This is a genomic window from Streptomyces sp. NPDC030143, from assembly GCF_055573695.1.
Map to the genome: position 1 here is coordinate 170311 of NZ_JBVIAY010000017.1, position 21352 is coordinate 191662.

The following is a 21352-nucleotide window of genomic DNA, read 5'->3' on the forward strand; positions in this document are numbered from 1 at the left end:
CGCCGTGCCCCGCTTCAGCATCATCGTCCCCTGCTTCAAGGTGCAGGGCTTTCTGCGCGAGTGCCTCGACTCGGTCCTGGAGCAGTCCTACCGGGACCTGGAGGTGATCGCCGTCGACGACCGCTCCCCCGACGGCTGCGGCGCCATCCTCGACGAGTACGCGGCCCGCGACGAGCGGGTGCGGGTGCTGCACCTGCCGGAGAACGTGGGGCTCGGCCGCGCCCGCAACGCGGGCCTGCCGCACGCCACCGGCGACTACCTGTTCTTCCTCGACAGCGACGACACGCTCACCCCGGGCGCGCTGCGCGCGATGGCCGACCGGCTCGACGAGACGGGCGACCCGGACGTGCTGGTCTTCGACTACGCCCGTACGTACTGGTGGGGCGGCACCCGCCGCAACGCCCTCGCGCACCTGCTCGCCGAGTGCGGCGACGGCACGTTCACCACGGCCGAGCGCCCCGAGATCCTCGATTTGCTGATGGTGGTCTGGAACAAGGTCCACCGCCGGGACTTCGTCGAGGAGCACGGCTTCCGCTTCCCGCCCGGCTACTACGAGGACACCCCCTGGACCTTCCCGGTCATGCTCAGCGCGCGGCGGATCGCCACACTGGACCGGATCTGCCTGAACTACCGCCAGCGCCGTCAGGGCAACATCCTGTCCACCACCAGCCGCAAGCACTTCGACGTCCACGACCAGTACGAGCGGGTCTTCGCGTTCGTCGCCTCACGCCCCGAGCTGGCCGGGTGGCGGCCGTACCTGCACCGCAAGATGGGCGAGCACTGTCTGGACATCCTCGCCAAGCCCGACCGGCTGCCACCGTCGGCCAAGGCGGAGTTCTTCCGGCGCACGGCGGAGATGTTCCGCGCGCACCGGCCCGAGGGAGCGCCGGTGCCCGCCGGGCTGCGGGTGCTGGAAGGCGGTTACGCCGCCTACCGGGCGCGGCGGCTGGCGGAGCGGGCGGCCCAGGGCGCCGTCCGGCGCGGCGGACAGCTGGGAGGCGCGGTAGTGCGGCGCGTGCGCCGGGGCGCGAGCGCCGTGCGGCCAGGACGGGCCCTGGACCCGCAGCTCGTCCTGTACTCGGCGTTCTCGCACCAGGGCGTGCTCGGCGACCCCGGGGCGGTGTACCGCAAGGCGCGGGAGATCGCTCCGCAGCTGCGCGGGGTGTGGGTGGTGCGCGACGAGGAGGCGGCCGCGCTGCTCCCGGACGACGTCGAGCACGTGCTGCTCGACTCCCCCGCCTACCACCGGCTCACCGCGCGGGCGGGCTTCTTCGTCAACAACCTCAACTGGCCCGGCCCGCTCGTCAAACGGCCGGGCAGCGTCCACATCCACACCCATCAGGGCACCCCGCTCAAGTACATGGCCGCCGACCTGCTGGAACGTCCCGGCGCCCGGCTCGGTGTGGACGTGCCGCAGCTGCTGCGGCGCGCCGACCGCTGGGACTACAGCCTCGTCGCCAACCTGCACTCGGAACTGGTGTGGGAGCGGGCGTACCCGTGTCACTTCACGTCGGTGCGCACCGGTAGTCCGCGCAACGACGTGCTGGTCGAGGCGGGCAGGAGGGCGGCGACGGGGGCCGGGGCGGACGCGGGTGCGGCGGTGCGGGCGCGGCTCGGCATCCCCGCCGGCCACACGGTCGTGCTGTACGCCCCGACCCGGCGCGAGTACGTCCGCGGCGGCCACGTCGACCGGATCGACCTGGCCCGGTTCGCCGCCGACCTCGGCGAGGGCCACACCCTCGTCGTGCGTCTGCACCCCTCGCTGGCGACCGGGCACGCGCGCGGGATGGGCCTGTCGGAGCTGCACCGGCGCGGGATCGTCGTCGACGCGACGGACGAACCGCACGTCGAGGACGTGATGCTCGCCTCCGACGTCCTGGTCACCGACTACTCGGCCCTGATGTTCGACTACGCCAACCTCGACCGGCCGATCGTGGTCCACGCCGACGACTGGGCGGCGTACGCGGCGAGCCGGGGCACCTACTTCGACGTCACCGCCGAGGCGCCGGGGCACGTCTCGCGCAGCTACCGGGAGCTGGCGTGGCTGCTGACGTCCGGGAGCTGGCGGGACGAGGACTCGGCGCGGCTGCGGGCGGCCTTCCGGCAGCGGTTCTGCGCGTTCGACGACGGGCGGGCCGCCGAGCGGGTGGTCCGCACGCTGCTGCTGGGCGAGACGTCGTCACCGGTGGACCGGGGGGCAGAGCCGGGGCCGTGCGCGGGGCCGGGGCCGGACCCGGTCGCGGCCCCGGTGAAGGTACCCGGCCAGTCCGCCGCCGCCCGGGACCTGCTGACCGCTGGGTGAGGGGGCGTCTGCGGGGCTTGGCGTGCTGGTGCGCCGCCTTCGCGGGCGTCGAGGCGTGCCGCGCGTGCGGGATCGTGGTCAGTCGCGTTCGCGGGCGTCGAGGCGTGCCGCGCATGCGGGATCGTGGTCAGCCGGGTCCGCGGGCGTCGAGGCGTGCCGCGCGTGCGGGATCGTGGTCGGTCGGGTCCGCGGGCGTCGAGGCGTGCCGCGCGTGCCGGTGTGGCGCGCGTGAGGGGTCGCGGCGAGCCGGTGCGGGAGACGGCTGACCCGGGTCACTCGTTGAGGTGACGGGCGGCAAGGCCGTTGACCCGGGCGGGAACATACGGCCAATGCCCCTGATGCGCCCGATGCCCCCGTCTGGCCGTGCTCGATGAGCGCCGGAGTCCTGATCCGGCGGCCCGTGCGCGGTGCGACGGCGCTGCGCGGCGGGCGGGTGTGGCGGCCGACGCCGTTCCAGGTCTTCGGGTTCGTGTTCTGGCTGGTGATGACGCTGGCGTTCTGGCGGGTGCCGCTGTGCTGCGACGCCGGCCAGCACGCGGCGGTCGTCGAGCGGCTGAAGGCCGACCTGCTCGACCCGCGTCATCCGACGGCCGCGCTGCCGGGCGCGGGCAGCCCCTACTACTCGCCGTACGCGGTGGCGGAGGGGGTGTTCGCCCGGCTGACGGGGCTGTCGGGCAGGCAGGTGCTGCGGGTCGCCGGGCCGCTGAACCTGCTGGTGCTCCTGAGCGGGGTCGGCCGTTTCACGCGCGCGCTGACGGTCCGGCCGTGGGCGCCGGTGCTGGGGCTGGCCGCCATGGCCGTGCTGTGGGGCACCGAACGGGCCTGGTGGAGCGGCTACCTGGGGCTGATGTCGATGACCGGCAACCTCGGCTACCCCTCGGCCTTCGCCGTCGGGCTGACCTTCTGGGCCTGGGCGTGGACGGGCACGCGCGCGTGCGACGGGCGCCGGGTGCGGTTCGTGGGCCCGAGCGGCCTGCGCGGCTTCGCCGGGTACACCGCGCTGGGCACGCTGTACGGGCTGATCCTGCTGGTGCATCCGATCACGTCGGTCGCGGCGGTGACGGGGGGCGTGGCCCTCGTCGTGGGCCGGCAGCGCGGGTGGCGGCCGGCGGTGGTGTCGCGGTGGGCGGTGGCGGGCGGTGCGGCGCTGCTGGTCGCCGCGGTGTGGCCGTACTTCGACGTGTTCGCGCTGGCGGGTGACGGCCGTGTGGACGCTCCGCACCGGCGGCTGTACGACGGGCTCGCGGGGCAGTTCTGGCTGGCGCTGGTGGGACTGCCGGCGCTGTGGGCGCGGGCCCGCCGGTCGGCGCGCGACCCGCTCGTGCTGATGCTCGTGCTGGACTGTCTGGTGGTGACGTACGGGTGGGTCAGCGGCCACTACACCTACGGGCGGGTCCTCGGTCTCGCCCTGGTGCCGCCGCAGTTCGCGCTCGCGGTGGAACTGACGGTGCCCCGGCCGTGGGGCGCGGGACGCCGGACGCTCGGGGCGGTGACCGCGGGTGCGGCCTGCCTCGGGTTCCTGACCGTGCAGGCCGGGGCGGTCGTGCCGCGCACGCTGGATCCTGTCGGCTTCCAGCAGCCGCCGCGCTGGCCGACGTACGACTGGGCGGCGTGGCACATCCGGCCCGGCGAGGTCGTCCTGACGGACGGGTACCGCGCCCGCCGCACGATCGCCGGGTACGGGCCGAACCTGGCCGCGCCCGCCCGGCCGGACGCGGCACTGGACGAGCGGGAACGGCAGCGGCGGCTCGCGGACGTCCGCGCCTACCTGGCGCCCACCTCGACGCGTGCCCAGCGGCGGGCGATCGTCCGCCGCCACCGCGTCCGCTGGCTGCTGCTGACCCGTGACCGTCCGGTGCCCGAGGAGGCGGTGGTGGTGGCGTGGAGCCGGCGGACGGGGGAGGTGCTGGCGCGGGTCGGATGAGAGGTCGTGGCGCGAGGGCGGCCGACCCGTGCCGGGGCGGCGGAGGTCGGCCGGTTCCTGCGGAGGGGCCACTACGGCGGCACCGGTGCCTCCGCCCGATCGTGTCCCGCGCGAGGGTTACTCGATGACGAGTTCGACGTCGATGTTGCCGCGGGTGGCGTTGGAGTAGGGGCAGACCTGGTGGGCCTGCTCGACCAGCTTGCGGCCGGTGGCCTCGTCCACGGAGTCGGGCAGTTCGACGCGGAGGGCGACCTTGAGGCCGAAGCCCTCGCCCTGCTTGCCTATGCCGACCTCGGCGGTGACGGCGGCGTCGCTGACGTCGACCTTCGCCTGACGGCCGACCAGGCCGAGGGCGCTGCCGAAGCAGGCGGCGTACCCGGCGGCGAAGAGCTGCTCGGGGTTGGTGCCCTGACCGTTGCCGCCCAGTTCCACCGGCATGGCCAGTGCGAGGTCGATCGTTCCGTCGGAGGAGACGGCGCGGCCCTCACGGCCGTGGGTGGCGGTGGCGACTGCGGTGTAGAGCGCGTCCATGGATGAACCATCCCTCTCGGAAGTCTGGGGTCGGGGGTGGCCGGCCCGCGTCCCCGATGGGGTTCTCCGGGCTGCCCACGACGACAAGTAGAGCACACAATTAAGTTGTGCACAACTAAATGGCTTGGCCAGAGCTACGCTGGAGACATGACCCCGACGTCTGCGCCCGCCGCCGCCCCCTCCGAGGAGAACTGGCTCCGCCTGGACCGCCAGATCTGCTTCTCCCTGCACGCCGCCTCACGCGCCTTCAACGGCGTCTACCGCGTGATCCTCAAGGACCTCGGACTGACCTACCCGCAGTACCTGGTGATGCTGGTGCTGTGGGAGGAGGGCGAGCTGCCCGTCAAGAAGCTGGGCGAGCACCTGCGCCTGGACTCCGGCACCCTCTCCCCCCTGCTGAAGCGGCTGGAGACGGCCGGCCTGGTGCGGCGGGAGCGCAGCACCCGCGACGAACGGTCGGTGGAGGTCCGCCTCACCGAGGAGGGCACCGCCCTGCGCGAGCGGGCCCTGCGGGTGCCGCGCCGCATCGCCGCCGCGACGGGTTTCGACCTGGCCGAGATCAGCGAACTGCGCGAACGTCTCGACCAGCTCACGGGCGCACTGGACGCGGCGGCACTGACGGAGGGTGCGGCGGACATGGAGGGGGACGCCTGAGGCACGACGGCGGGTCCCGCCCGCCCGGCCGGTCCCGGAGGGGGACCTGCCAGGATTTGTCGAGCCATCAACAGGTCCTGCACGAGCCCGCGGCGCCTGTTTGACTGTCGGGAAGCACATCGACCGCGGGGACGACCACGGGGCAACGGACGAGGGGACGGCACGGATGACCTGGCTGATCACGGGGGGCGCCGGCTACATCGGGGCACACGTCGTACGGGCGATGACCCAGGCGGGCGAGCGCACGGTGGTGTACGACGACCTGTCCACCGGCCTCACCGAGCGCCTCCCCGACGGCGTCCCCCTGGTGGTGGGCTCGACGCTGGACGGGGAGTCACTGACCCGCGCCCTCACCGAGCACGCCGTCACCGGCGTCGTCCACCTGGCGGCCAAGAAGCAGGTCGGCGAGTCGGTGGACCTGCCCCTGCAGTACTACCGGGAGAACGTGGAGGGGCTGCGGGTCCTGCTGGAGGCGGTCACCGCGGCCGAGGTCCCCTCGTTCGTCTTCTCCTCCTCGGCCGCCGTCTACGGCATGCCCGACGTCGACCTCGTCACGGAGGAGACGCCCTGCGCGCCGCTCTCGCCCTACGGTGAGACGAAGCTGGCAGGCGAGTGGCTGGTCCGCGCCACCGGCCGGGCCACGGGCCTGTCCACGGCCTCACTGCGCTACTTCAACGTGGCCGGCGCGGCGAGCCCCGAACTGGCGGACACCGGCGTCTTCAACCTCGTCCCCATGATCTTCGAACGCCTCACGCAGAACGCCCCGCCGCGCATCTTCGGCGACGACTACCCCACTCCGGACGGCACCTGCGTGCGGGACTACATCCACGTGGTCGACCTGGCCGAGGCCCACGTCGCGGCGGCCCGCGCGCTCCGGTCCTCCCCCGGCAGCACGCTCACCCTCAACATCGGCCGGGGCGAGGGCGTCTCGGTGCGCGAGATGATCGACCTCGTCAACGCCGTCACCGGCTACGACCGCCCCCCGACGGTCACCCCTCGCCGCCCCGGCGACCCTGCCCGCGTAGTCGCCTCCGCCGACCGCATCGCCACCGAACTCGGCTGGAAGGCCCGCCTCGACGTCCAGGACATGATCACCTCGGCCTGGGAGGGCTGGGTGAGGCTGCATCCGGGGGCGGCCCGGGTCTAGGGGGTGTCGGGCGGGGGGGCACCGAGGTTCAGCGCCCCGCCCCCCGTTGTCACAACGCCTTGATCGCCGCGGCGGTCGCCCGGGCCAGGGCGGACAGGTATCCCTTGGGCGGCTTCGGGTCCCGGATGATCACCGAGCGCCAGTAGAGCGGGCCTGAGATCAGGTCCAGGACCAGTTCGTCGTCGGCCTTCTCGCTGACCTCGCCGCGCCGGATCGCCGCCGTCACGATCTTCAGCGCGACGCCCTCCTGACCGTCCCGCAGCGCCTTCTCCAGGGCCTCGGCGATCTCGGGGTTGCGGGCCGCCTCCGCCTGGAGGTCGGGGATGATCTGCGAGGCCACCGGATGCCGCAGCGCCCGGGACGTCACCTCGTACAGCACCCGCAGGTCGCCCTCCAGGCTGCCCGTCTCCGGCACCGGCAGGCCCTGCACGGCGAGCGCCGAGACGATGTCCAGGACCAGGTGCAGCTTGGAGCGCCACCGCCGGTACACGGCCGTCTTCCCCACGCCGGCCCGCCGGGCGATGCCCTCGATGGACATCCGCGCGTAGCCGACGGACGCCAGTTCCTCGAAGACGGCAGCCCGGATGGCTTCCGTCACGTCCTCCCTGAGCACGGCCGCTCCCGCGGGGGCGCGGCGCGGGCGCGTCCGGGGTCCGTCGGCGTTGGTCGTCATGCGGACCAGCATAGGGCGCCGCGACGATACGGCACCGTCCTGACGGGAGCGTCGGGACGTCACCGGGTTGACGCGGCGCCGACGACGGGACGTTACGGGCTCGACGCCGCGCGGACGACGACGGGACGTCGCCGTGCCGTTGCTGCGGGAGTGAGGGGACGTCCGCGTAGTTGATGTCACAAGAGGAGCGGCCGAACCGGCGACACGACGGAACGGTTGCGTTCCGACGTCGCATCGGCCTACGCTCACGTTGCGACGATACGGTCCCGTCCCGACGTAAGAGAACGGCAAGAGAAGCGTGAGAAACGTCGGCCGGCGACACCGCACCGCCCGCGCCCACCCCCACCTCGGAGAGAAAGCAGCGGATGTGAGTCAGGTCCTCGACACACCGCCTCAGTCCCGCCCCGAGGCCGCCGAAGGCCTCGCGGCCCTCGCCGCGCGTCACGGCCTCTCGGTCAGCGGCGCCCGCCCCTCGCTGCCGGAGTACGTGGGCCGGCTGTGGGCGCGCCGCCACTTCATCGGCGCGTTCGCCACGGCCAAGCTCACCGCGCAGTACAGCCAGGCGAAGCTCGGCCAGGTCTGGCAGGTGATGACCCCGTTGCTGAACGCGGCGGTGTACTACTTCATCTTCGGTGTCCTGCTGCAGACCAAGAAGGGCGTGCCGGACTTCGTCCCGTTCCTGGTCACGGGCGTGTTCGTGTGGACGTTCACCCAGAGTTCGATCATGGCGGGCACCCGTGCGATCTCCGGCAACATCGGCCTGGTGCGGGCGCTGCACTTCCCGCGGGCGGCGCTGCCGATCTCGTTCTGCCTCCAGCAGCTCCAGCAGCTGCTGTTCTCGATGGCGGCGCTGGTGGCCATCCTGCTGTGCGTCGGCGTGCCTCCGGCCCTGTCGTGGGTGCTCGTGCTGCCCGCCCTGGTGCTCCAGTTCGTCTTCAACGCGGGCCTGTCGATGGTCCTGGCCCGGCTCGGGGCGAAGACGCCGGACATCGCCCAGCTGATGCCGTTCGTCCTGCGCACCTGGATGTACATCTCCGGTGTGATGTGGAGCATCGACACCCTGGTCGACAAGCACGACAACCTGCCGCTCTGGGTCGGCGAGCTGCTGCGGATCAACCCGGCGGCCGTCTACATCGACCTGATGCGGTTCGCGCTGATCGACACTTTCCACGCGAGCCAGCTGCCGCCGCACGTGTGGGCATGGGCGACCGGCTGGGCGCTGCTCGCCGGCGTGGGCGGCTTCATCTACTTCTGGAAGGCTGAGGAGACCTACGGCCGTGGCTGACCACACAACGCCGAGCACGCCCACCGAGCGAACCGCGACCGAACACCCCGTGGCGGCCCAGCAGGCTCGGCAGCCCCACCAGGCTCAGGCTCCGCAAGCCCGGCAGGCTCGGCAGCCCCACCAGCACCAGCACCAGCCCCAGCCCCAGCAGGCCGAGCGGACACCCACCGTCGTCGTCGACGGCGTCGACATCGTCTACCGCGTCAACGGCCCGACCGGCGGCCGGGGCTCGGCGACCGCGGCCCTCAACCGCATCCTGCGCCCCCGGCAGGCCGCGAAGGCCACGGGCATGCGCACCGTCCACGCCGTCCGGAACGTCTCCTTCGTCGCTTACAAGGGCGAGGCGATCGGCCTGATCGGCACCAACGGCTCCGGCAAGTCCACACTGCTCAAGGCGGTCGCGGGTCTGCTGCCGGTGGAGCGCGGCAGGATCTACACCGACGGTCAGCCCTCACTGCTGGGGGTCAACGCGGCCCTGATGGGCGACCTGACCGGTGAACGCAACGTCTACCTCGGCGGCCTGGCGATGGGCATGTCCCGCGAGCAGATCAGGGCCCGCCACCAGGAGATCGTCGACTTCTCCGGCATCAACGACAAGGGTGACTTCATCTCCCTGCCGATGCGCACCTACTCCTCCGGCATGGGCTCGCGCCTGCGCTTCTCCATCGCCGCCGCCAAGGACCACGACGTCCTCCTCGTCGACGAGGCGCTGTCGACCGGCGACGCGAAGTTCCAGCGCCGTTCCGCGGAACGCATACGCGAGCTGCGCGAACGGGCCGGCACCGTCTTCCTGGTGAGCCACAGCAACGCCGCGATCCGCGAGACCTGTGACCGCGTGCTGTGGCTGGAGCGCGGCGAACTGCGCATGGACGGCCCGACCGAGGAGGTCATGAAGGCGTACGAGGCCTTCACGGGCGACGCTAACAAGACCCGGCCCGAGCCGAAGCCGGCCGCGGCCTGACCCCGCCGCCACACCAGCCCCTCCACCCACCCCTCCCGGAAACGGATCCGCCCACCGCACCACCCGAAACGGACCAGCCCGTCACGCCACCCCGGAATCGGAAGGGGGGCGCCCCGGCCACTGCGGCCGGCGGCGCCCCTTTCGTCGTGGTCGTCCCGAGGGCTCAGCCCGGTCCGAGGCTCACGAGTGCGTCCGCAGCAGCGTCCGCATCGTCCGCATCGCGACCGACAGGTTGGCCAGGTCGAACGTCTCCGAACCCTGGATCTCCTCCAGCGTGGTGCGCGCCCGGCCCAGGATCGCCGCGTTCTTCTGCTCCCACGCCTTGAACCGCTGCTCGGGCGTCGAGGTGCCGTTGCCGACGGCGAGGACGTCGGCGGTCAGCGCCGCGTGGGCCGCGTACAGGTCCTCGCGGATGGAGGCGCGGGCCATGGACTGCCAGCGGTCGGCGCGCGGCAGCTCGAGGATGCGGTCCATGAGCTGGGTGATGTGCAGCCGGTCGGCGAGGTCGTAGTAGACCTCGGCGACGTCCAGCGGGTCCCTGCCCATGCGGTCGGCCACCGACACGATGTCGAGCGCCGGGAAGGCCGACGAGAACCCGGCCACCCGGGTGGCGAGCTCGTCCGGGACACCCGCACCGGTCAGCTCGTCGTAGATCTTCTGCCACCACTCCAGGTCCGCGCCCCGCAGCAGCTTCGTCAGCTGCGACCACACCTGCTCGACGCGGTCGGCGAAGAAGTCGACGGTCTCGGTGATCAGGATCGGCTGCGGCCGGTTGTTGAGCAGCCAGCGCGTGCCGCGCTCGACCAGCCGCCGCGAGTGCAGCCGAATGCGGATCTGGACGTCGGAGGCGACCCGGTTGTCGAGGGCCTCCACCGCGTCCCACACGGGCGCCGAGCGGAAGATCGCCCGCGCCGCGGTCTGCGCCCGCACGATCTCCTCCAGCGAGGCGCCCGTCTCCTCCCGCAGACGGTGCAGGTAGGTCGTACCGCCGGTGTTGACGGTGTCGTTGACCAGGACGGTCGTGGTGATCTCGCGGCGCAGCGGGTGGCTGTCGATGTACTCGGGGAACTGCTCCCGCAGCGCGCTCGGGAAGTACGCGTACAGCAGACCGCGCAGGTAAGGGTCGTCGGGCAGCGAGGTGTGCAGCAGCTCGTCCGACACCGTGATCTTGGTGTACGCCATCAGCACGGCCGTCTCCGGCCCGGTCAGGCCCTGGCCGACGGCGAGGCGCTCGCGGATCTGCCGGTCGGTGGGCAGGAACTCCAGTGCCCGGTCGAGGTGGCCCTCGCGCACCAGGTGGCGCATGAAGCGCTGCTGGGCGTGGAGCATGTCCTTGGACTGGGCGAGGGCGTTGGCGATCGCCGTGTTCTGCGCGTAGTTGTTGCGCAGGACGAGATGCCCCACCTCGTCGGTCATCTCGGCGAGCAGCTTGTTGCGCTGCTTGACGGTCATGTCGCCGTCCGAGACCAGCCCGTTGAGCAGGATCTTGATGTTCACCTCGTGGTCGGAGGTGTCCACGCCCGCGCTGTTGTCGATGGCGTCGGTGTTGATCCTGCCGCCGCCGCGCGCGAACTCGATCCGGCCGAGCTGGGTCAGGCCCAGGTTGCCGCCCTCGCCGACGACCTTGACGCGCAGGTCGGCGCCGTCGACGCGGATGGCGTCGTTGGCCTTGTCGCCGACGTCGGCGTTGGACTCGCTGGACGCCTTGACGTACGTGCCGATGCCGCCGTTCCACAGCAGGTCCACCGGCGCCTTGAGGATGGCCTTCATCAGGTCGGCCGGGGTCAGCTTGGTGACCTTCTCCTCGATGCCGAGGGCCTGGCGGATGTGCGTGTTGACCGGGATGGCCTTGGCCGTGCGGGGGAACACTCCGCCGCCCGTGGACAGCAGGTCGGTGTCGTAGTCGGCCCAGGAGCTGCGCGGCAGCTCGAACAGGCGGCGCCGCTCGGCGTAGGAGGTGGCCGCGTCCGGGTTGGGGTCGATGAAGATGTGCCGGTGGTCGAAGGCGGCGACCAGCCGGATGTGCTCGCTGAGCAGCATGCCGTTGCCGAACACGTCACCGGACATGTCGCCGATGCCGACGACGGTGAAGTCCTCGGCCTGCGAGTTCACGCCGAACTCCCGGAAGTGCCGCTTGACGGACTCCCAGGCGCCGCGGGCGGTGATGCCCATGCCCTTGTGGTCGTAGCCGGCGGAGCCGCCGGAGGCGAAGGCGTCGCCGAGCCAGAAGTCGTAGGACTGGGCGACCTCGTTGGCGATGTCGGAGAACGTCGCCGTGCCCTTGTCGGCGGCGACCACCAGGTAGGTGTCGTCCTCGTCGTGCCGGACGACGTCGGACGGCGGCACGACCTCCCCGGCGACCATGTTGTCGGTGATGTCGAGCAGCGCCGAGATGAACGTCCGGTAGCTGCGGATGCCCTCCGCCATCCACGCGTCACGGTCGGCGGCCGGGTCGGGCAGCTGCTTGGCGACGAAGCCGCCCTTGGCGCCGACCGGCACGATCACGGTGTTCTTCACCATCTGCGCCTTGACCAGGCCGAGGATCTCGGTGCGGAAGTCCTCACGCCGGTCGGACCAGCGCAGACCGCCGCGCGCGACCTTCCCGAAGCGCAGGTGCACGCCCTCGACGCGCGGCGAGTACACCCAGATCTCGAAGGCGGGGCGCGGCGCGGGCAGGTCGGGAATGGCCTGCGGGTCGAACTTCATCGACACGTAGTCGTGCGGCGTGCCGTCGGCGGACTTCTGGAAGAAGTTGGTGCGCAGGGTCGCCTTGATGACGGTCAGGAACGACCGCAGGATCCGGTCCTCGTCGAGGGAGGCGACCTGGTCGAGGGCGGCGTCCAGCTCCTCCATCAGCGCGTCGACGATCTCGTGCCCGGCGCGCTGGCGCTCCGGCGACATCCGCGCCTCGAACAGCGACACCAGCAGCCGGGTCGTGTGGACGTTCGTGCGGAGGGTGTCCTCCATGTAGTCCTGGCTGAAGGTGGATCCGGCCTGCCGCAGGTACTTGGCGTACGCGCGCAGCACCATGGCCTGCCGCCAGGTCAGTCCGGCGCCGAGCACGAGGGCGTTGAACCCGTCGTTCTCCGCCTTGCCGGTCCAGGTCGCGGCGAACGCCTCCTGGAACCGCTCACGCGCGTCGTCGACGAGGTGGTCGCCGTTGCCGCCGCCCAGCGAACGGGGGATGCGCAGACCGAAGTCGTAGATCCAGCAGACGTTGCGGTCGGAGGTGCGCAGCTCGTACGGCCGCTCGTCGACGACCTCGACGCCGAGCCGGTTGAGGACCGGCAGCACCGCCGACAGGGAGATCGCGTCACCCGTGCGGTAGATCTTGAAGCGGCGCTCGTCGGGTGCCGCGCCCACCGGCTCGTACAGGCTGAGCGCGAAGGTGCGCTCCGCGTCGAGACGTTCGAGGTGGACGAGGTCGGCGACCGCGGAGCGCGGGGTGTGGTCGGCCTTGTAACCCTCGGGGAAGGCGTTGTGGTAGCGGCGCAGCAGTTCCGCGGCCCGCTCCTCGCCGAGTTCGGAGTTGAGCGCCTCGGCGAACCCGTCGACCCAGGACCGGGCGGCCTCGACGAGGCGGACCTCGATGCGCTCCCGGTCGCTGTCGGACAGCTGCGGCAGCTCGGTGCCCGGCGGGACGCGGACGACGAAGTGCAGCCGGGACAGGATCGACTCGGTGTTCCAGGCGGTGAAGTCGACGCTGATGCCGCCGAGCTCCTCCTTGAGAATGTCGATGATCCGCAGCCGCACGCCGGTGGTGTACCGGTCGCGGGGCAGGTAGACGAGCGCGGAGTAGTAGCGCCCGTACTCGTCCTGCCGCAGGTAGAGCCGCAGTCGGCGCCGCTCCTGGAGGTACAGCACGGACGTGACGATGGACCGGAGTTCGTCCACCGGCGTCTGGAACAGCTCGTCGCGCGGGTAGGTCTCCAGGATCTGCAGCAGGTCGCGCCCGTCGTGGCTGTTGGGCGAGAAGCCGGCGCCCTTCAGGACGGCGTCGACCTTGCGTCGCACGACGGGAACCCGCAGCACGGACTCGGTGTAGGCGGCGGAGGAGAACAGTCCGAGGAAGCGCCGCTCGCCGATGACGTTGCCGTCGGCGTCGAACTTCTTGACGCCCACGTAGTCGAGGTACGACGGCCGGTGCACGGTGGCCCGACTGTTGGCCTTGGTGAGGACGAGCAGCTTGTGCTCGCGGGCCTTGGCGCGGGCGTCGGCCGGGAGCCGCTCGAAGGAGGGGCTGACCGGGTGGGCGTCGCCGTCGGCGTGGTGCGGGTCGGCGCGCAGGATGCCGAGCCCGGTGCCGGGGACGGCGGCGAGGGAGTCGTCGTCGCGCAGCTGGTACTCGCGGTAGCCGAGGAAGGTGAAGTGGTCGGCGGCCAGCCAGCGCAGCAGTTCACGGGCCTCGTCGACCTCCGGGGAGGTGAGGTCGCCGGGCACGGACTCGTCCGGCAGACCGTCCGCGATGCGCAGGGCCGCGTCGCGCATCTTCTCCCAGTCCTCGACGGCCTCACGGACGTCGGACAGGACGCGCAGCAGGTCGGCGGTGATCTGCTTCAGGTCGGCGCGGTCGCTCTCGCGGTCCGTCTCGACGTGGATCCAGGACTCGACGTGGGCGTCGTGCGGAAGACCCGCGCCGGAGGGCGCGTCGCCGAGCACCTCGATGAGCTTGCCGGCGACGTCGCGGCGGACGACGATCTGCGGGTGGACGACGAGGTGGATGCCCCGGCCCTGCCGGGTCAGCTCGTTGGTCACGGAGTCGACGAGGAAGGGCATGTCGTCGGTGACGACCTCGACCACGGAGTGGCTGCACGTCCAGCCGTTCTCCTCGACGGTCGGGGTGTGCACGCGCACGTTCGCGGTGCCCTGCGGCCGGTTCTCGGCCAGCCGGTAGTGGGAGAGCGCGGCTCCGAAGACGTCGACCGGGTCACGGTCGGAGAGGTCTTCCGGGGCGGTGTGCAGGTAGTAGCGCTGGAGGAACGACAGCACGGTCTTGTGGTCGGGGGCGCCCGCGGTGTCCGGGATCCCCGACGTGGCCTCGCCCGTCGTCCCGGTCGGTAGGTGCCCCCCGACCGGGCTGTTCTCAGCGACCCGGGCCGCCCTCTCGAGGAGCTCGGCCTTGGCTTCGTCCAGCTTGGTCTGCATTGTCCTCTGACTCCTGTCGCGCGCCGTTGCGTGACGTAGAAGGAAGTACGGTCTCTTCCGCTGCGACGTGACGTCCTGCCCCGGGGTCTCCGGTCTGCTTCGACGCTATGCCGCAAGGTGAGATGAGCGGGGGGATATCAGCCATTCCCGACGCTTTCCCCGGGTGTGACGCTGCTCTCTGCGCCGCCTGCGTCCGGGGCGGGTACGGCGTCCTGGGGGCCCTTGCGGCCCCGTCCCGCCGGTGAGGATCAGCGACTGCCGCCCGGCCACGGATGTCGTCCGCGGTCACCGGGCGCAGGGCAGGGGCAACAGCACCCCCGCGAGATATCGCGCTGATCACGCCACCAAGGCTATCGCTCCCCACCGGGGGGCCGTCATGAGCCGTATGTGTACAAAACAGGGGGTGGAAGTTTGACGTTCTGCACAGGGACGGGACGCGGGGCGGTGTGTGAAGGGCTCGACGTGACGGGGGCGGGTGAGGCGCAGGGAGTGGGCGGGGGTCAGCGCGGCCGGGCGGGGCTGGGCAGGGACGCCGGTGCAAGGCCGCCCGGGGGAAAAGTCGCCGTTCGCACCGCCGCGGAGGCACCCTGAAAGCACCGCCCCTCTTGGCACGGCCGCCTCCAGGAGGCACGGTGCCATGAAGAGCGCCCGCCCGAGAGGAGCCGCCCGACATGACCGCGAAGATCCTCATCGTCACCGGCGACGCAGCGGAGTCCCTGGAGGTCCTCTACCCCTACCAGCGCCTGCGCGAGGAGGGCTACGAGGTCCACATCGCCGCCCCCGCCCGCAAGCAGCTCCGGTTCGTCGTCCACGACTTCGAACCCGGTTTCGACACCTACACCGAGAAGCCCGGCTACACCTGGCCCGCCGACCTGGCCTTCTCCGAGGTCGACCCCGGCCAGTACGCCGCCGTCGTCGTCCCCGGCGGCCGGGCCCCCGAGTACCTGCGCAACGATCCCGAGCTGCGCAAGATCCTCAAGTCGTTCTTCGACGCCGACAAACCGGTGGCGCAGATCTGCCACGGCCCGCTGCTCACCGCCGCGACGGACAGCCTGCGCGGCCGCCGCGTCACGGCCTACCCGGCGCTGGAACTCGACATGCAGGGCGCCGGCGCGACCTTCCAGGACACGGAGGCCGTCGTCGACGGCACCCTGGTGTCCTCCCGCGCCTGGCCGGACCACCCGGCGTGGATGCGGGAGTTCCTCCGGGTGCTGCGCGCGAAAGCACCCGTGACCTGAGCCCTCCTCCGAGCCGAGCCCGCCCCTCCGCGGGCAGGCCCCCCTCCCCGGGCAGGTCCGCCCCTCAGGCGGCCATCCGCTCCGCGACGTCCACGGCCTCCTCCAGCGTGTCCACCACCGGCACACCGACCTGCTCGAGGCTGGCCCGGCTGTGCGAGCCGCCGGTGTACAGCACGGCCCGCGCGCCCACGTGCAGCGCCGCGACCGCGTCGTCGGCGGCGTCCCCGATCACCACCGTGCGCTCCGCCTCGACCACGCCCAGCGCCTGGAGGTGGCGCACCATGTGCTCGGCCTTGCTGCCACCGGAGGGCCCGGTGCGCCCGTCTACCCGGACGAAGTGCGGCTCGATCCCGAAACCGCGCACGAGCGACACCAGTTCGTCATGGACGTACATGCTCAACAGCGACTGGCTGTGTCCCGCCGAGCGCCACCCGGCGAGCAGCTCCGCGGCCCCCTCGGTCAGCCCGCACCGCACCCGGTGCTCGGCGTAGTACCGGTGGAAGACGTCGTCCATGACCTGCCACTCGGCGTCGGTGGGCAGTCTGCCCATGAGCCGCTCGTAGAACTTGGGCACCGGCACGCAGTACAGCGCCCGGTACCGCTCCAGCGTGATCGGCTCCAGCCCCAACTCGACGAACGCCGCGTTCGTCGCCCCGATGATCGCGTCGTTGTCGTGGAACAGCGTGCCGTTCCAGTCCCAGACGATGTGCGCCGCTGACTTCCCCATGTCCGCAAACCTACCCGCCGCCACCTACTCTCAGGAGAGCGACGGCTCGACGGGCCGCACAGCACCCCTGGTCAGAAAGCCTGGGATCCGTGCCCCATGCCCGCCCGGGCCGCGCGGTCCGGCACCGCACCTCGCCGCGTCGCCGAAAGGCCCCAGCAGCTCCGCCACGAGCTCTCCGGCGCCTCGCGGTGCAGGGCACCGGACCACGCGGCCTGATCGGATGCTCATGGTGCGAGGACCCCTCAGTCCCCGGAGCCGGACGCTCATAGTGCGGGGACGCCTCAGTCCCCGGAGCCGACCACGTTGGGGATCTCCTGCGGGGCGAACCACAGCAGCTCGTGGTCCTCCGCCCCGTCCACGACGAACTGCGCGTCGTCGTCGCCGGCGTCGGCCGCGGGCAGCGCCTCGGCCGCCGCGGTCACGTCGGCCTCCGCATCACCGGCGTCCACGTGCACCGCGGCAGCCTTGGCCAACGGCACCGACCTGGCCACCCGCACCTCGCCGAGCGCCGCGGGGTCGAGCCCCCGGTCGGGGTCGGCGACGGCCGCGCCGTCGGGCACGTCGACGGCGACCACGACCCGTCGGCGCGGCGCCCCGGTGTCGGCGGCGAGCAGCCGCAGCGAGGCGAGCGCGGCCCGGTTGAGGGCGGCGTACTCCAGTTCCTCGATGTCGTCGGAGAGGTACCACTCGCGCAGGGCGGGCGTGACGGCGTACGCGACGAGCGGCCCGGACCCCAGCTCTCCCGTTTTGTGCGCCTCGGCGAGACCGGGGAGGGTCAGGGGGACGTAGACGCGCATGGTGGACCGCTCTCTTTCGTGGTCGGGTCCGCAGTCGGCTTGCGGGCGCCGCGGGCGCCGCGGGCGCGGATGACTCTGGCAGAGCTTCAGGATACGGGCGCGGGTCCCCCTTTGGGCCCCCACGCGCCCCGCCCGCTCCGTCCACTCCACGCCCCGGAATTCACCCGGTACACCGCTCCGGCCGGGGCTTTTGCCCCCGCCCACCACCCTGATAGGTGAATCCACCGGAACGGAGTCGGCGACCCTGCGCCGCCTTGCCGTCACTCACCGCGACCGCGTACAAGATCCACAACGTCAGGTTACCGATCGGTAGACACCGTCGGTCCAGCGAACGGGGACACCCATGAACAAGGTCATGACGCGGGCCCAGCACACCCCCGGCTCCCGCTCTCCCGGCACCCGCCCACCCGGCCGCCGCGACACCCGACGCCCGGCCGGAACCCCACCCCGCACCCCGAACTCCGCCGCTCCCCGCACAGAGCCCCCCGGACACCGCCCGCCCACCTCAGCGGCCGGCCCCCTCCCCGGGCCCGCGGACCCCACCCGGTTCCCGCACCGGCCCCTCGCCCAGCCCCGCCCCACCGACCTCTTCGCCGACCGCCTCCTCGCGGTCCTCAGCGGCCAACGCCCCGTCCACTCGATGCTCCGCCACACCCTCGGCGCCGCCTACGACGACCTGGCCCACCTCGCCGAACGCGGCCCCCTGCGCACCACCCGCGGCGTGCGCCCGACCGTCCGCGACATCGGCTACTTCGTCCCCCGGCCCGGCGCCATCGAGGCCTTCGCCCGCATCGGCGCCGGCGACCGCCTGCGCGCCATGGCCTTCCGCCTGGAACTCGGCAACGACCGCCGCTGGCGCTGCACAGCCGTGGAACTCGGCGGCCCCCGCAGGCCCCACACGACGGACGACTGACGGCGGCCAACACACGACGGACGACGGACCGCCACCGCCAACGCCACACCCCGGCACGGACAACGCGCCCAAGGCAGACCGCCCCACGCAGACAGACCCGCCGCGGGCAAGCCAAAGGGCCGGACCCCACCAGGGGAGCCCGGCCCTCAACCGCGACAACAGCCGCTGCTACTTCTTGCGACGCCGCCCGGCCTTCGCCTGCTTGCGCCGCTCAGCCCGCGTCAGACCGTCCGCCTCCGAACGCACCGGCTCACCGTCACTGTCGAACTCGCCCTCGATGGTGCCGCCCTCGCCGTCCACCGTCGGCGCGGAGAAGTGCAGGTTCCGCCGCTGCGGAGCGTCCAGCCCCTTGGCGCGGATCTCCGGACGCGCCGCCTGCGCGGGCACGACGTCCTGCTTCTCCGCGTCGCCGACCGGCAGGGCGTCCTCGACCGGAACCTCCTCGACCTGCTGCTCCACCTGGACCTCCAGGTTGAACAGGTAGCCGACGGACTCCTCCTTGATGCCGTCCATCATCGCGGTGAACATGTCGAAGCCCTCACGCTGGTACTCCACCAGCGGGTCCTTCTGCGCCATCGCGCGCAGACCGATGCCCTCCTGGAGGTAGTCCATCTCGTACAGGTGCTCGCGCCACTTGCGGTCCAGGACCGACAGCACGACCCGACGCTCCAGCTCACGCATGATCTCCGAGCCGAGCTGCGCCTCACGCGCCTGGTACTGCTCGAGGATGTCGTCCTTGATGGACTCGGCGATGAACTCGGCGGTCAGACCGGCCCGGTCACCGGCCGCGTCCTCCAGCTCCTCGATGGTGACCTTCACCGGGTACAGCTGCTTGAACGCACCCCACAGCCGGTCCAGGTCCCAGTCCTCCGCGAAGCCCTCCGCCGTCTCCGCGGACACGTACGCGTCGATCGTGTCGTTCATGAAGTGCTGGATCTGCTCGTGCAGGTCCTCGCCCTCCAGCACACGACGCCGCTCGCCGTAGATGACCTCACGCTGACGGTTGAGCACCTCGTCGTACTTCAGGACGTTCTTACGCGTCTCGAAGTTCTGCTGCTCCACCTGCGACTGCGCCGACGCGATCGCGCGCGTGACCATCTTGTTCTCGATCGGCACGTCGTCCGGCACGTTCGCCATCGACATCACGCGCTCGACCATCTGCGCCTTGAACAGCCGCATCAGGTCGTCGCCCAGCGACAGGTAGAACCTCGACTCGCCCGGGTCGCCCTGACGGCCGGAACGACCGCGCAGCTGGTTGTCGATACGGCGCGACTCGTGCCGCTCGGTACCCAGCACGTACAGACCGCCGAGGTCCTCGACCTCTTCCTTCTCGGCCTTCACGGCCTGCTCGGCCTTCTCCAGGGCGGCCGGCAGCGCCGCCGCCCACTCCTCGATGTGCTCCTCCGGGTCGAGGCCACGCTGCCGCAGCTCCGCCTCCGCGAGGTCCTCGGGGTTGCCGCCGAGCTTGATGTCCGTACCACGGCCGGCCATGTTCGTCGCCACCGTCACCGCGCCCTTGCGGCCCGCCTGCGCGACGATCGTCGCCTCACGGTCGTGCTGCTTGGCGTTGAGCACCTCGTGCTGGATGCCGCGCTTGCTGAGCTGCTGCGAGAGGTACTCGGACTTCTCGACCGACGTCGTGCCGACGAGGATCGGCTGGCCCTTCTCGTGCTTCTCCGCGATGTCGTCGACGACCGCGTCGAACTTCGCGACCTCCGTGCGGTAGATCAGGTCCGACTGGTCCTTGCGGATCATCGGCTTGTTCGTCGGGATCGGCACCACGCCGAGCTTGTAGATCTGGTGGAACTCGGCGGCCTCGGTCATCGCCGTACCGGTCATACCGGAGAGCTTGCTGTAGAGGCGGAAGAAGTTCTGCAGGGTGATCGTCGCGAGCGTCTGGTTCTCGTCCTTGATGTCCACCCCTTCCTTCGCCTCGATCGCCTGGTGCATGCCCTCGTTGTACCGACGGCCGGCGAGGATACGACCCGTGTGCTCGTCGACGATCATGACCTCGCCGTCGATGACGACGTAGTCCTTGTCCTTCTTGAAGAGCTCCTTCGCCTTGATGGCGTTGTTCAGGTAGCCCACCAGCGGCGTGTTCACCGACTCGTACAGGTTGTCGATGCCCAGCCAGTCCTCGACCTTGGCGACACCCGCCTCGTGGATCGCGACCGTGCGCTTCTTCTCGTCGACGTCGTAGTCGCCGGTCTCCTCCAGGCCCTTGAGCGGGTTGCCCGGCTCACCCCTCTTCAGCCGCGTCACCAGCTTGGCGAAGTCGCCGTACCACTTGGTCGCCTGGTCGGCCGGACCGGAGATGATCAGCGGCGTACGGGCCTCGTCGACAAGGATCGAGTCGACCTCGTCGACGATCGCGAAGTTGTGGCCGCGCTGCACCAGCTCGTCCTTCGACCACGCCATGTTGTCGCGCAGGTAGTCGAAGCCGAACTCGTTGTTCGTGCCGTACGTGATGTCGCAGGCGTACTGCTCACGGCGCTGCGCCGGCGTCATGTTGGCGAGGATGCAGCCGACACTCAGACCGAGGAACCGGTGGACCCGGCCCATCATCTCGGAGTCGCGCTCGGCCAGGTAGTCGTTGACCGTGATGAGGTGGACGCCGTCACCGGAGATGGCGTTCAGATAAGCCGGCAGCGTACCCACCAGGGTCTTGCCCTCACCGGTCTTCATCTCGGCGACGTACCCCATGTGCAGGGCGGCGCCCCCCATGATCTGCACGTCGTAGTGACGCTGGCCGAGCACACGCTTGGCCGCCTCACGCACCGTGGCGAACGCCTCCGGCAGCAGGTCGTCGAGGGACTCGCCGTCGGCGAACCGCTGCTTGTACTCATCGGTGAGGGCCCGCAGCTCGGCGTCGGAGAGGTCGACGAAGTCCTCTTCGATGGAGTTGACCTGGTCCGCGATGCGGTGCAGCTTGCGCAGGATCTTGCCTTCGCCTGCACGCATGATCTTCGAGAGGACGGACACGGGGGTTGGTCTCCTTGCCGGTCGGGCCTGGGACGGTCGGTTTCCATTTGACTCACTGAGCAACGGCCATCGT

14 protein-coding genes are annotated in these 21352 nt (G+C 71.4%); 8 read left to right on the forward strand and 6 right to left on the reverse strand.

Annotation, left to right across the window (positions count from 1 at the left end; translation table 11 throughout):
* Positions 1 to 4: 4 nt before the first annotated feature.
* Together ACZ4YY_RS26985 and ACZ4YY_RS26990 are read left to right on the forward strand one after the other, a co-directional pair.
* The gene (locus tag ACZ4YY_RS26985; protein ID WP_468295400.1) at positions 5 to 2302 is read left to right on the forward strand and encodes a bifunctional glycosyltransferase/CDP-glycerol:glycerophosphate glycerophosphotransferase; all 2298 of its coding nucleotides are present in this window, start codon (positions 5 to 7) and stop codon (positions 2300 to 2302) included.
* 370 nt (positions 2303 to 2672) lie between these two features.
* The gene (locus tag ACZ4YY_RS26990) at positions 2673 to 4226 is read left to right on the forward strand and encodes a hypothetical protein (protein WP_468295403.1); all 1554 of its coding nucleotides are present in this window, start codon (positions 2673 to 2675) and stop codon (positions 4224 to 4226) included.
* Positions 4227 to 4343: 117 nt separating this feature from the next.
* Here the strand turns inward: ACZ4YY_RS26990 and ACZ4YY_RS26995 are convergent, their stop codons facing one another.
* Positions 4344 to 4757, reverse strand: a complete 414-nt coding sequence (locus ACZ4YY_RS26995; protein ID WP_468295408.1) for an organic hydroperoxide resistance protein — start codon at positions 4755 to 4757, stop codon at positions 4344 to 4346.
* 147 nt (positions 4758 to 4904) lie between these two features.
* Here ACZ4YY_RS26995 and ACZ4YY_RS27000 point away from each other — a divergent pair, with 147 nt between their 5' ends.
* Entirely contained in the window at positions 4905 to 5411 is a 507-nt protein-coding gene (locus ACZ4YY_RS27000) for a MarR family winged helix-turn-helix transcriptional regulator (protein WP_468295411.1), read from the forward strand.
* Between the two features lie 166 nt (positions 5412 to 5577).
* Positions 5578 to 6558, forward strand: a complete 981-nt coding sequence (gene galE, locus ACZ4YY_RS27005) for a UDP-glucose 4-epimerase GalE (RefSeq protein WP_468295414.1) — start codon at positions 5578 to 5580, stop codon at positions 6556 to 6558.
* A gap of 49 nt (positions 6559 to 6607) precedes the next feature.
* Here galE and ACZ4YY_RS27010 read toward each other — a convergent pair whose 3' ends face one another.
* Positions 6608 to 7231, reverse strand: a complete 624-nt coding sequence (locus tag ACZ4YY_RS27010; protein ID WP_468295417.1) for a TetR/AcrR family transcriptional regulator — start codon at positions 7229 to 7231, stop codon at positions 6608 to 6610.
* A 367-nt stretch (positions 7232 to 7598) separates the two neighbouring features.
* On the opposite strand from ACZ4YY_RS27010, the gene ACZ4YY_RS27015 reads away from it, so the two are divergent.
* Entirely contained in the window at positions 7599 to 8516 is a 918-nt protein-coding gene (locus tag ACZ4YY_RS27015; protein ID WP_468295421.1) for an ABC transporter permease, read from the forward strand.
* A gap of 190 nt (positions 8517 to 8706) precedes the next feature.
* A complete protein-coding gene (locus ACZ4YY_RS27020) occupies positions 8707 to 9477 on the forward strand; it encodes an ABC transporter ATP-binding protein (RefSeq protein WP_468295510.1) in 771 nt (256 codons plus the stop codon).
* A gap of 180 nt (positions 9478 to 9657) precedes the next feature.
* On the opposite strand, the gene ACZ4YY_RS27025 is transcribed toward ACZ4YY_RS27020, so the two are convergent.
* The gene (locus ACZ4YY_RS27025; RefSeq protein WP_468295424.1) at positions 9658 to 14622 is read right to left on the reverse strand and encodes an NAD-glutamate dehydrogenase; all 4965 of its coding nucleotides are present in this window, start codon (positions 14620 to 14622) and stop codon (positions 9658 to 9660) included.
* Between the two features lie 671 nt (positions 14623 to 15293).
* Here ACZ4YY_RS27025 and ACZ4YY_RS27030 point away from each other — a divergent pair.
* On the forward strand, positions 15294 to 15860 hold the full coding sequence (locus ACZ4YY_RS27030) for a DJ-1/PfpI family protein (RefSeq protein ID WP_468295427.1): 567 nt from the start codon (positions 15294 to 15296) through the stop codon (positions 15858 to 15860).
* 64 nt (positions 15861 to 15924) lie between these two features.
* Here ACZ4YY_RS27030 and ACZ4YY_RS27035 read toward each other — a convergent pair whose 3' ends face one another.
* Together ACZ4YY_RS27035 and ACZ4YY_RS27040 are read right to left on the reverse strand one after the other, a co-directional pair.
* Entirely contained in the window at positions 15925 to 16587 is a 663-nt protein-coding gene (locus tag ACZ4YY_RS27035; RefSeq protein WP_468295429.1) for an HAD family hydrolase, read from the reverse strand.
* A 281-nt stretch (positions 16588 to 16868) separates the two neighbouring features.
* A complete protein-coding gene (locus tag ACZ4YY_RS27040) occupies positions 16869 to 17384 on the reverse strand; it encodes a DUF6912 family protein (RefSeq protein ID WP_468295432.1) in 516 nt (171 codons plus the stop codon).
* Positions 17385 to 17727: 343 nt separating this feature from the next.
* Here ACZ4YY_RS27040 and ACZ4YY_RS27045 point away from each other — a divergent pair, with 343 nt between their 5' ends.
* Complete coding sequence (locus ACZ4YY_RS27045; protein ID WP_468295437.1) at positions 17728 to 18297, forward strand: Rv3235 family protein; 570 nt, start codon at positions 17728 to 17730, stop codon at positions 18295 to 18297.
* Positions 18298 to 18465: 168 nt separating this feature from the next.
* Here the strand turns inward: ACZ4YY_RS27045 and secA are convergent, their stop codons facing one another.
* Positions 18466 to 21279 carry a preprotein translocase subunit SecA gene (gene secA / locus ACZ4YY_RS27050; protein WP_468295442.1) on the reverse strand — a complete coding sequence of 938 codons (2814 nt, stop codon included), beginning with the start codon at positions 21277 to 21279 and terminating at the stop codon, positions 18466 to 18468.
* Positions 21280 to 21352 lie beyond the last annotated feature (73 nt).